Source organism: Nocardia albiluteola (genome assembly GCF_018860155.1).
Taxonomy (GTDB): domain Bacteria; phylum Actinomycetota; class Actinomycetes; order Mycobacteriales; family Mycobacteriaceae; genus Nocardia; species Nocardia albiluteola.
This window is the reverse complement of record NZ_JAHKNI010000009.1, coordinates 3265-16470: the sequence shown is the minus strand read 5'-3', so window position 1 is coordinate 16470 and position 13206 is coordinate 3265. Positions and strand designations below refer to the sequence as shown.

Here is a 13206-nt window from a genome sequence, read left to right as displayed (position 1 = left end):
CGGAACGTCGAACTGGTACTGCTCGTCGCCACTGCGCTCCCAGGCGCTCAGCGCGCGGCTGGAGTTCTGGGTACCGCTGTCGGTGCCCGAGCGCTGAACGGCGACACTGACTGCGGGACGTTGCTTGTGGATCTGGCCGCCGAGGAGGGTGGCGTTCAGCTGCTGGCCGCTGGTGTTGCTGGTGCCGACGCTGGTGGCGCCGGGCGTGATCAGGGCGTTGCCGTCGGCGCGGTCGTGGCGATGGACATTGTCCAGCGCGGCGCTCCTGGGGACCAGTCTGCCGCGCAGGGCGGCGAGGTCCACCCCGGTCCGGGGGCGCTGGGTGAACGTGACACCGACCACGCGCGGGCCGAAGATGCCGGAACGGTCGACGAAGTGGAACGAGTGATTGCCCCCGGATCCGGCGTTGGCGAGGGTCCGCACGCCGAAGCTGGTGGTGTGCTGGTCGATCAGCGGCGCGACGCCCGGGTGGAAGTTGGCCGAGCCGGGCTTGGTGGCGCCGGGTGATATCTCCTCGACGAGAGCGGTTGCGGCGTCCTGGAAGGCGCTGCGGTTGGCGAAGATGACTTCTGTGACGCCACCGAAGGCGATCTGCCCCTTCGCCTGGTCCGTGCCCCTGAGTTTGTCGGTGTAGGTGGCGCCCAGCTTGCGAGTCGGTTCCTGTTTCTCGGCGATCGCGGGTTCCTCGCCGCGGTCGTGGGCGGCCTGCTCGACAAGAGCCTGCAGTGCCGGATTGTTGTGCAGGTCGTTGTCGACCAGCAGGAAATCGAGCCGCCGGGGTGCGTCGATGACGCGCGTGCGAGTCGTATGCGGCCCGCCGCGAAGGATCCCGTTGACGATGTTGCGGGTGCCGGCCTCGACGGTGATGACGTAGTGTGCGTCCGCGGTGAACTGGTGGACGCCGTTGCCGCCGTAGTCGGAGACGGCTCGCAGGGTGTCGATCCCGTCGGTGGCGGTGGACTGTGTCGACGAAGACGCGTTGCCCTGCCAGCCGCCGCTCGGCCGGTAGCTGGGGTCGGACTTGTCGCCGTAGATACCCTGTACGGTGACCGAGCCCTGGTTGCCGCGGTTGCGTGACTCGGTCCGGACCGCGGCATTGACTGCCTCCAGCCAGTGCTCGGTGTCGACCGCCACCGGTTCCTTCACGCTGACGTTGTCGAAGTACGCCTTGATCTTGATCTTGTAGTCCGTGCCGGCCACGCCGCCCGGGACCGGCACCTCGAACTCGTAGGAGTCGCGGAACATCAACGGGGCGTAGGAGCTCGCGTGATGCGGCGACAGCGCGGTGTGGATGATCGAGTGGGCCGTCGATGTCGGATTCGTGGCCGCGTCACCGAATGCGTTGCGCCAGGCCCACGTACCGGCGCCGACGACCTTGCCCAGGGCCCAGGAACCCCAGCCCTGCTCGGCGCCCTCGTCGGCGTCCCCCTCCTTCGGGGTACCGGGCCCCTTCCGGGACGGGTCCGTGGTCTCGGTGGTGGTGGTGGTGCCGAGGGCGACCAGGTCGGTGGGATTGGTTGCCGGGGTTACTCTTTCGGTGCTGGAGTCCTGCGGCCGGGACGTCGAGCCCGAGGCCGGGTTCCAGCGCGGCAGGACGTATTCCTCGTTCACGGGCCCTCGCGGCCGGAAGTACCGGAACAACGAGCCCGTGTTCCGGGTCCAGCGCGACCGGGAAGCCCGGGTGGACATTTCGGTGGCCAGCGTCTCGGTCGGATGGTCGTTCTCGACCGGGTAACTGCCGGGCAGCTTCGAGTCGGATGCGTCGGCGCCGTCCCGTTCGATGGAGCCGATCAGGTCGAACACGGTGTCCTGCAGGATCTTGGCGACGGGGTGGCCCGTGACGACGGCGGACATGGGCAGCAGCCCGACCCCGTCCTTCAGCACCTTGTCCGTCAGGTGGCTCGCGGTAGGCAAGTCGAGCAGGCGGGCGTCCTCGTCGGGAATTCTGCTCTTGTCGGTGGGATGCTCGCGCGTGGTGGGTGCCGGCCGGGGCGCGCTGTCGGTTTCCTCCTTGGTGGTGAGATACGTGGGGACGGCCAGGTGGATGCTGCCGTTGGCGTTGATCATTTCCGGGTCGGGTCCGTGACTGTAGGAAATCTCCACGCGGTAGCGGGTGGGTACGCCGAAGAGCTGGAGACCGGACTCGCCGGTATTGTTCTTGGGGCTGATCGTATAGTTTTCCTCGCCGAAGCCGGTGTCGAATTCCTCGGTGCGGGTCTCGTTGCCGGTGCGGTCGTAGGACCCGCCGAGGCTCGCGACCACCTCACTGCGCTTGGCGTTGAATGGATTGGTGAGCGCGGCACTCATGCCGACATCCCACGCGAACGGCGCCTTCGAGGACTGTTCTCCACCGGACATGACGACGCCGGTGCAGTTCATCGTCTGAATCTCGGGCGCCGACCAGTCGTGAGTGACGCCCTTGTGCGGCGCCTTCTCGTCCTCGTAGTCCCGCTCGGCGATGATTGTGACGGTAATGCGTTCGGTATCGGCCAGGCCGGACTTCTCGAACACGGTGCGGGTACCGCCCTGGATCATCTCGTCCGCCTCCGCGAGCAGACCCAGCCGACCGCTCATCTGCTCGAATTTGCGAACATTCTCCAGCCGCTGATTCTTGCTGGAATTCGACTCGAACCAGTCTTTCCACGTCGAGTTGTCGCGTTCGGGCGGGAGGAACCCGCGATCGGTCAGGACCTTCTTGATACCGGTGAACACCTCGTCGGGGATCTCCACCTCGAGCGGGGTAACCATCAGGCCGAGTTGCTGCAGATGCAGGAGGTCCGGCTGCAGGTATCTGGCCTCCTCGGGCGCCTTGCCGATGCTCTGCTTCGAGGGCACCAGCATGTTGATCGGATAGCTGTTCCCGCCGGCCAGGGGCGTGTCAGCGAGCGGGGTGACCTCGCTGCCGTCGGGCCGGACGAAGGTGACCTCCACGGCCATCTCCGGCGTCGTGTGCAGCAGATCCGCGACCAGGCGCAGCGCGCGCAAGGTGTAGGCCCTGCCGCCGTAGGTCAGTGAATGACTGTTCTGATAGCTGGCTCCGACCTTCAGCGGGGTGAGCGTCGCGCCGATGGGTGAGTAGCCGGTCTCCTTGTCGGACTTCCCCTTGCCCAGACCGAGAGAAAATGCGAGCGAGGCGCCGAGGGAGTTGCTGATCGTGGAATTTCCCTGGGTGCGCAGCGCCCGCAGCACGTTGTATTCGAGCCGGGAGCCACCCTTCATGGTGGGGGCGGTGAGGTCTTTCCCGCCGCGGAAGCCGGGGACCTTCACCTTGAAGAACCCGAGCGGTTTACCGGACGGCGCCCTCAGGGTCGGGGACTGCATGGAACCGCCGTGCGCGCCCGGGGTATTGGCGAGGAAGTTGCGGCCGAAGAACTCCCGCAACGCTACGACCGACCCCTCGGAGATGCCCTGGACGCGGTCGGGGAATCCCGCCATCACATCGGCGAAGAGCCGGTCGTGATGCGGGAAGTCCTGCGGGCCGTAGAAGGGGAACTGCTTCAGGGTGATTTCTTTTGTCTGATCGTCCTCGGCCGCCGCGGGCTGGAATGGCACGGGGACGGTTTCGGGCTTGTCCTGCTGTACCTTCGGCATCTCGGTACTGTCGGCCAGATGCTGCGGGAACCAGGCCACCAGATCGTCCGGCATGGGGGGCAGGGGTTTCCAGTCGGTCTTGTTCGGCGCGTCGGGTGACAGCACACCGTCCTGCCCCTCGGTGTTGCGGCGTATCTCCCACCGCATCTCGAAGTCGAAGGGCTTGGCGTGGGCGTCGGTACTGCGCTTCTTGATGATCGACTGCACCGTCGCGAAGACGGACATGGCGGTGGACAACTGGTTGTGGGTGGCATTGAGCTGCGGTGTCAGGCCCCAATCGAGCAGCCCGTGCTCGAACAGATCGAACACGTCGGAGAACGGAATCGACCCCGAGCGCAGGTCGTGGCTACCCACGCTGTCACCGGACTCGGTGAACCCGTGCGTCCACCGCTGGGTACTCACCGCCGGACCCCCGATTTCCAGCGGCTCCTGCGGGTTGCGGGCATGCAGGGCCAGGCGCAGGAACGCCGGATACGGGCTGCCCTGGTACTTCACACCCAAGGGCAGGCCCGATTCGCTCAACAGCCGATCCCATTCCGCGACACCCAGGCGAGAAGTCAGCTTCTGCTCGACCTCGGCCCGGAAATCGTCGTCCCGGAAGTCGTCGTCATCGCCCCTGACGCGCTGGCCGCCGTGGGTTTCCACCTCGTCGATCACGTGCTTGCGCAGCTCCCGCACCGTGCTCTCCGGCAGCGGCATGAGATGGACCAGATCCTTGTGTCCGTCCCGCTGATGGCCGAAATTCTTGACGACATGACCCGAATTCGTTGGGGTAGGCCTGGAAATGTCGGAATCCTCCGAATCGGAGGTTTCGTCGCCGCTCTGCGAATCCTGGTAGAGCTCCTGCGGCGCCTCGAGTGGGATGTCGACGAAATCCTCGGAGTCATGCTCGGGAGCGGGGTGGTAGTACCCGTGAGGCGCCGACGATTCGGCGAGGTCGTGGGGCAGCGTCTCGAGATCGTGCAGGATGCCGGCGGTCGCGTCGTCCAGGTGCGTCGCCGGCACGCCCGAGGTGGGAACGAACTCGGACACCGGAATACTCACGCTCGAACCCGGATTCGAGGTCAGCGACCGTGGCGGCTCCTGGATCAGCGCGTGACTGAAGCCGACGATGGGTGCCGCGAACCTCAGTTCTCGCGCAACGTCCGCCGCGGACCGCCGGACCGCCGACCGCGTTTGCGGGTTGTACACGAGGAAATCCTCGTGGTCGCGCACCAGCGCCATGGTGTAGATCGTGCGAGGCGCCGGCAACCAGAGCTTGGTGCCGTGCGGCAGGGCGGCGATGTCCAACTCCGCGTGGTGGGTCCTCCTCCAGGACGCGCCGAGCGCGGCCTCTGCCCAGGCCAGAAACCTGTCTACGCTCGAGCCACCGGGCGGCACCGAGAGTTCGGACGGCTCCCGCGACTGGTCCCGCTGCGGCGAGGACGGATCGATATCCTGCTCGGTCCGCGAATGTTGTTGCAGCCACTGCACTGTCAGCAATGCATTGGCACGATCGGCTGAGAGCGGTTCCTCAGCCACCACGAGCGGGTCGATGTAGTCATCGAGCAGGTCGTACACCGAGTTGCCGCCATTGGATTCCGGACGCACCGCCAAACCATCTTGCGTCACAGTCGGGTCCGCGATCGGTTGCGCCACAGCCGGATTCACGATCGGTTGCACCACAGTCGAGTTCACGATCGGCCGGGCGCTGCGACGCGGGTCCTTGAAATTGCCGGTGCCGCTCTCCCCTCGGATGAAGCCGCCCAGGAACGTGAGGACCCCGTTGGGGTTGCGGGTGCCGGCGGGGCCCGGGACCGTGTCCAGGTAGAGAGTGTGCGGCGCAATGATATTCGGGAATTGCACGGCACCGCGTCTATATCCGGTGTGCAGGCGGCGGGCGCGGAAGTTCGCAGTGGACGGGTCGATGCCCATGCCGGGCACGGCGGAGAACCAATTGCGGAATCCCTGCCTGGCCCGGCCGAGTTGGGTGACAACGTCCCACTTGGAGGAGGCGACGAAGACGTGTTCTCCGACCCCGAACTCCGAGGCCTCGCGCACGGGCCCGACGCCGGGCGAGCCGAGCAGCGTGATACTCGACAGTTCCTCTCGCAGTTGGCGATTCGCTGCCGCCCAGCCGGTCATGGCGGAGCCGTAGCTGTGCGCGAGGAGATGGGTACGCGGCCTGGGATTCTCGCTGCCCCGGCGCCAAGCGCCGAAGGCCGCGATATCGCGGGCCAGCAGCACGCTGCCGTCCTTCGCCAGCTTGGGGGTGACGACCTCCGTCGGTACCGTGGGGTGGTCGTAGCCGATCCATATGACCGAGGCCATCCGTGTCCCGCGTGCGACCCCCGCGCGGGGGGACACCGTCTCCTGGAAGAGGTTGCGCACCCAACTCCAGCCGTCGAACAGCCGCGAGAGCCGTCCGGTGAATCCGCTCACATGCCAAGTGACCTCTTCGGCGGTGTCCAAGTCGCCGAGGGTGACCACGATACGGCCCTTGCCCCGGAAGGCGTTGGGGTCGTAGGACAGCATCCGCACCGAGGGGTTGTCCGGCAACTGCGCGGCTTCCGCCCTGATCTTCCCCAGACTGTCGTCCAGGCTGAGCACGTTCTTCCGGAACGCCCGCTGCTGCGCGGTGAGCAAGCCTCGCAGCTCGCTGAGCGCGGCACGATCGCGGTCGAAGGCGATCCGGTTGGCCGCGTGGCGGGCACGTGGCGGGATGCCGTCCGCATTGCCGATCCGCTCGGGGTACAACTCCATCAGTATCCGCCGCTGGCCGAGGGACAGACCCTGCCACCACGCGGCATTGCGCTGAGTAGTCTCGCGGGCCTGCGCCTGGGTGGCGACGATGCGGCGGGTGTGGTCGAGGGTACCGGTCTGCTCGGCGGTGGCCTGTTGCGGCGGGGACAACGTGACGTTCACGAGGGCCTCGTCGGGAACGGCGTGGTGGGTGAGGTTGTCGAATTCCAGCGTATTCACCAGAGCCGTCAGGGATTCCACGGAGACAGCTGGGCGAACCATGGCGGCGTGCCAAGCGGCTGCGCGGTCATGAACCTCCATGCGCCGCCACTCCGGCACCCAGCGAGGCATCCCATTGCCCGGATTTGCCTGCGACGCCGCACCATGCGTCAGTTTCGCCCTGGTTGCGGGGGACATTCCGAATTGTTCGCGCACACGGATCGCCGACCGCCGCGCGCTCATCATCGGAAGCGGCGGCGCGCTACCGTCACTCGCCGGATTCACCACACCCGAGGACAACTCGTGCGCGCGGTCCCGCTGCCGCTGCTCGCTCTTCACCGGAAGCGGCGACGGCGCGGCAGGGCCCTGCCGATTGCGCTGCCGTTCGGTTCCCCAACCGGATCGAGCCTTGCCTATCGGCTTGGATGTGCGGGACGGGGCCGGAGCCGCCGCATGATCGTAGGCGGGATCGGCCTGGTCGAGTGGTAGGACGGTGTCCCGGTGCAAGGTGGATCCGCCCACGCCGCCGGAGGATATGCCGGCGAGATGATTCATATGCTCGAGCGGCACGTCGACCACCCGGGCCGGGTCGGCGCCATCTTTCGCCGGGTCGATGAGCCACACGCCGACCGGGTCCCCGGTGCTGTTGTGTAGCGGGCCGCCGAAGGTGTACTGGTGTGCGGCGCGCACTCCCGTGCCCGGATGCTGTGCGCCGCCGGCGACGCCGGCGGTGGTCCGGCCCCAGAACGACACCGTGTCGCCCCGTTTTGCGAGCCAGATCGCCTGGGCGAGCACATGTTTCGCCATCGGCATCTGGTCGTTGCGCAAGGTTGCGGCCGTTTCCACCACACGCAGGTCTTTCGCGATCTCTTTCGCGATGTGCGCGATCCGGTCGCGGGTCTGCTGCTCGAGGTTCGGATCGATATGCCGTTCTACGACGTCCTCGAAGCCGCGGGAGGTGGCGGGATCGTGGGCCAGCAGCCAGGCCTCGACCTCGGCCGGAGTCATCGGGGTGTCGCCGGCCTTGTGGTACACCGCTGCCAGCGGCGCCCACGACGGCCGTTCACCGAGTGCCATGGTCTCGGATGTGGCGATCGAATCGGCCCAGCCACGCAGGTCTTGCTCCCACCTGTCGGCCACGGCCAGGATCGCGCGAGTGGACGGGGTGTCGCCGTAGCGGTCCAGGAACTCGTCCGGCCCCAGGCGCAGGGGATGGAATTCGTGCAGATTGTCGGCGCCACGCAGGGGCATCCGCTGGCCGAAGGAGCCCGCGACCTCCGGCGGCAGCAGCCGCTCGGTCACCACGCCGGAATTGCCGAGTTCGAGCTTCGCGTAGTCACCGCCGCCGAATTTGATCGCATAGGTCTGCTCGGCGACCGCCACCCAGGAGACGGTGCGGAAATCGGCGTAGACCGGTGTGTCGTCCGTTTTCGCCGGGAATGTCAGATTGCTCGGGACGAGCTCCCATTCGCCGGATTTCTCGTCGCGCCACCACATCCCGACCCGACCGTGGTCATCGGTTTCGAACAGCGATTTCAACCACTTCGGATGACTTTCCGCCAGTTCGATGAGCGGTGCGTGCAGATAACAGTCGTTCCCGCCGCCCTGTTTCACGTCCCCGGGTTTCGGCATGCCGTCGAAGAGCGGCGTGGTCACGGCCAGTTCCCGGGTTCCGTCATGCAGCATCAGCCACGACAGGCCGGAATCCAGCGACACCGTGCCCCTCGGCGGTCCGTAGTCCAGCAACCGGTTCTCGTCGTCCAGCGGGGAGGAGACCACGGGCGTCACATGCGCCCGCGTGTATCCCGTGTGGGCAGGGCCCTCGGGGACATGGTCTTGTTGCTCGGGAGCGGAGATACCGGCACCGGGCGGAGCGTTGGCCGGGTGTGTGAGCGGGCCGTGCACCCCCAACTGCTGCCGCATGCGATCCGCGGCCGCCTCTTGAATCGGCTTCACGAGAGCCCTCAAGGTGTCGCTGGCCCGGGAGAGCTCGTCCTTTGTCTTGTCGGTCCCTTCGGTGTCGTGCGCTTCGACAGCCTGCTTGTACTGGATGACGGCATGTTGGACGTACGGGTTGTCGGACAGGGCGTAGAGGGGGCTGTCGGCGTCGATCACGAACTCATACGTACCGTCATCGTCCTGGCGACCGACGCGGGAGATGGTTTGGATATCGACGACCTCGTGTTCGGAGTGGCCGGTAATAATCGAATGTATGCCGCCGTTTTTCTTCCATTCCTTGTCCGGTTTCATATCCGTGCCGCGGTTCAGTCCTGTTCCAATGGTGACCGCACCGGTTTTACCGCCCTTATCGACGATGTCGCGTTGCAGCCGTTCCTGCATGCCGGCTCGCGATCCCTCCTCCTCGATCCAGTTGAGGCGGCGTTCGGCATCGATCCAATTGACTTCGAAATGGTTTCCGGTCGCCTCCTGGCGAGCCTTCAACTCGTCCACGACGCGTTGCACGAGGTGGTCCTCGTGGACGTTGACCAGCACCGGTTGACCCGTCTTCTGCCTCTCGATGATTTTTGTGACGATCGTGTCGACGTGCTCCCTTTCTCCGTGGGTGACCGTGTCGTCGAGAGACTGCCGACCGGAGACGTGGTGCGAGGGAATGACCACGACCTTCTCGATACCATGTTTCTCGTGCAGTATGTCCGCGAATTGCCGCACCGTACCGGACATGCCCCCCTTCCCGTCGTACGTTTTCTTGCTGTAGAAAACGTCGCCGGTGAGCGTCTTGACCTCGCCCGTATCGGAATCATCCCGTATTCGCACATTTCCACTCCCCGCGGCAATCTCCTTGGCCTCGATGGCCTGTGCCAGCCCGCCGTTCCAACGGTTCTCGGTGGACTGGGTGGGATCGGCGAGCGGCTCACCGCTGAACGGGTCGAGGATGACGACCTTGCCCTTGTACACGATGTAGTGCACGCCCTTGACATATTCCCACTTGGCGGCGGCGGCCATGTTTACCCGGCGAATCACCTCATCTACCTTGTCGGGATCGACTTTCAGTAGCTCCACAACCTTGGCCTCCCCCTCCGGTGTGAGCATCGCCGGGCCACCGGGCCGATCGGTGGTGCGGCCGAAATCCAGATGGCTCATGTCGCCCTTGCCCAACGCATCGGCGAGGAAATCGCGGGCACCCTCGACAGCACGCTCGACCTCGGGACGAGCGTCACGACTGCCCCCCATGGACTGAATGAACGACGCCTTGTCGAGGATCCACGTCTGGTCGATTTCGTCGCCGAACAGGTGCCGCCCCGGGACCGGATGACCGTTCAGGATGGAGAACGCAAAATCTTTCGGCGTACCGACATACACGGTCCCGAACTCATTGCTCGGCGGCTCTTCCGGCTTGTTGTGATCCACCATGCGGATATCCAGCCCGATCGCCCGGTATGCGTCGACCGCCTCGGTGAAGGCACGGCTGGCGAGCAGCTCCTGAGAGAGCTGATAATGAACAGCCTTGTGCTCCATCGCCAATCGGGCCACATGCGCGATCGCGACCATCGTCTTCCCCTGACCGGCCTCCATGTTGATCACGGCGTTATACGTCCGCGAGCCGTCGTGCTGGGCACCGAGCAGCGCTTTCGCCGCGGCGATCTGCTCGGGATACATGATGTTGCCGTGACCACCGCTGCGCAGTTCGCCTTGGCGGACGATCTCGATCTGCGCGGCCAGCACGTCGTCTTCCGAACCGTGCAGCACCATATCGCGCAACAGCCTGCCGCCCAGCTTCCCGTCGGGAACGGCGGACAGTTCGCGATCCATGAAATCCTTCTGAATACGAACCGCGTCCGCCAGGTCTGATGTGGACAGGTGCTCGACGTAGTCCTCGGCAGAGCCCTTCGGTTCCAATTCGACCCGCGTGGAATCCAACTCGTTCTCGGACGACGTCGACTTGGAGTCGTCGAGGAAATCCTCCGCCCGCTCCGACGGCGGATCCTCCGGACGCCACTTGTCCTTGGCCTCATCGGAATACGGCTTGCCGAACCGGTCGAGATGCGCGATCTCGTCGTAGCCGTCCTTGCCCAGCAGTTTCGTGAACACGTTCCGCAGGCGCGCGGAATTGTAGTAGTCCACCTCGCCGTCGCCGATCTTGCGGCGGGTGTGATAAATCGGGGACTTGTCGGTGATCGACACGATCTTTCCGTCGCGCACCTTGACCGTCGCCACCGCGTACGGGCCGGTGTTGTGGAACGACTCGTGCGTGATCGTCGTGCCGTCACCGGGCGCGAGGTACACCCCGCCCTTGTCCTCGAAGTCCTGGGGCGCGACCAGCAGCCATTCGGATTCGGCCCGGAACCAGTGCTTCTTACTGACGAGCCGGGTGACGTCGAAGCCGGTGTCGATCCGATCACCCTCGGCGTCGCGCAGCGGCCTGCCCTTGGCGATCCGAACGAAATGGTCCTGCGCCTCCTGCGTGGTGAACCGGCGCACCCCGCGCGAGAGCGACAGGTCGTGCCCGTCCTCGTCGGTGCCGTGCTTCTTGGCGATCCGCAGGTCGTTGCCGACGTCGTTGCCGCGCACCGGCGGCGGGGTCTCGGGGCGGCTGGTGAGGTAGCCGTGCGCCTTCAGCCCGTCGTGGAGGGTGGCGAGGCCGTGCAGGCCGACACACTTCAGCAGGAAATGTCCCCATCCTGGCCACGACGATCGGAAGAGATCGCGGTCGACGGTGACGGTGATCTGGTTCATGCGGTCGACCCAGTTCGACGGCCGCGCCCAGCTCCGTTTCGCCGCGGCGGGAGCATGAGGCGCGTCATCCTTCACGTCGCGCGCGCCCTTGTTGTCGTCCTTCGGCTTCGACCTCGGCTCGAGGGTCTTCGGGTCCTTCGTCCTCCCGCCCGCGGACTGCTTGTCCGGCTCCCCCTTGTCCGGCTCCCCCTTGTCCTGCTTGCCGTTCTCGTCCATGCCCTTGCGGGCGTTGCCGTTCTCGTCCTTGCCGACCGTCTCGCCGCCACTCTCCTCGTGGTTTCCGGGATTGGTCGACTTCCCTTCTGGAACAACGGATTTCGAATTGCCCGCAGTGGAATTCGACGCCTGCTGATCGTGCACCGGTTCGGTTGTCTGCCCCTGTGCCTTCTCCGAGGCGCTGGTCGAGCCGACCGCGACGTCCTGCTTCTTCCCCGCGACCGGACCCTGGATCCCGGACTCCGACTTGCCCGCGCCCGCCAGCGGCCCCTTGTCCGAGGACGTGCTGCCGCTCGGCTTGTCCGAGAGCTGCGACCGATCGTTCGAATCGATGCCGCGGGAGGCGTTCGGGTCGATCTTCGACGACAGCGGTGGCTGCGGCGACATCCCGTCCTGTTTCGAGGGCGAGCCGCCGGGCGACTGGCTGTCCCCCCGGCTCTGATCGCCGCCGGCGTTCTGCTGTGCCGAACCGACCTGGTTTGCCTGATTATCCTGCGCGCCCTTGTCATTCGACGTGCCCGTCGGACCGGACCGCTGCTGGCTGTCGCCGTTCGAGGACGAGTTGTTCTGCGAGTTCTGGTTGGAGTCGCGGTCCGAGTTCTGCCCCTCGATGCTCGTCGAGGACGACTGTTGCGACTCGTTGTTCGCCGACTGCTGCTTCTCGATCCCGGAGGGCGAATTCCCGGCGCCGTCGGCGGACGGCCGCTGATCGGCCGGATTTTGCTGACCGTCAATGGATTTCGGAGGCGCAGTCGTCGCTTCGGGGGCCTTTTCCGGCGGCAGCGTAGTTTCCGGCTTCGGCACGGTGAGGTTCTCGTGCTCGTTCGCCTCGACATGAATGCCGGAGTCCCCGGCGCCGTGGCCGCGGATGCCGCTCAGCCCGCCGACCACGCCGGCGAGCATGCCGTTCGGACTCAGTTCGAGCGGGCCGCCGTAGATCGCCTGGTTGCCCAGGGCGCCGCCGAGCATGCCGCCCACGCCGCCGGCACCGCCGACGGCCAAGTGGCGCAACCCATTTCCAATCCTACTGTTGACAAGGTCGGCGGCCCCCGTCTTGCCGAGCCCCTTGAACACCCCGCCCATGGCATGGCCGAATACGCTACCCAGCGCACCGCCCAGCGCACCGCCGGCGATGCTGGCCTCCAGCTCCTTCAGGTCGACGCTGTCCCGGCGGTGCTCACCCCACATCTGCCCCAGCTGGATGGCCAAATCCAGCAGCCCCTGCGACACCGCACCCGCGATGGCTTCGAGCACCGCCTCTTGCAGGATCTTCTTCCCCCACGCGAGGATGACCCGGAACAGGCCGATCGCCGCGGCCTGCTCCTCCGGCGCCGTCGGCGGGAAGATCCACGCCAGCAAGATATCGATCGCGAGCTGCGCCAGGGCGAAGAGCGTCATGATCTTGTTTTCCTGGATCGAGCAACCGACCTTGTTGCACGAGCTCGCGATGCTCTGCATCGACGTGACGATCGACGGCAACGAGGCGTCGCTCGACGGCTCGATCAGATCGGTCAGCGTCTTGACCATCGTCGCGTCCACGTCGGACACCGACGGATACGCGTGGTAGATGATGTCGTTCACCACGTCCTGGATGCCCTGCACCTGATTGCTCAGGGCGGTCGCGGCGTTGTTCCAGTCGTCCGCGAGCGCGAACATGCCGCCCTCGCTGCCCTTGGGCCACGTGCCGCCGGTGACGGCGGCCAGCCAGTGCAGTTCCTGAGGAAGCGGGATATCGCTCTGTGGGATGACCGGAGGCAAGGTCAT

General features: G+C 66.0%; 1 protein-coding gene (only partly in view). It reads right to left on the bottom strand.

What is annotated here, in order from left to right:
* Positions 1 to 13206, bottom strand: partial view of a C2 family cysteine protease gene (locus KO481_RS25445; RefSeq protein WP_215920448.1) — the 5' end (the start) only. It extends 20622 nt beyond the left edge of the window; 13206 of the gene's 33828 nt are visible here — the first part of the coding sequence; the start codon lies at positions 13204 to 13206; its stop codon lies off the left edge, out of view.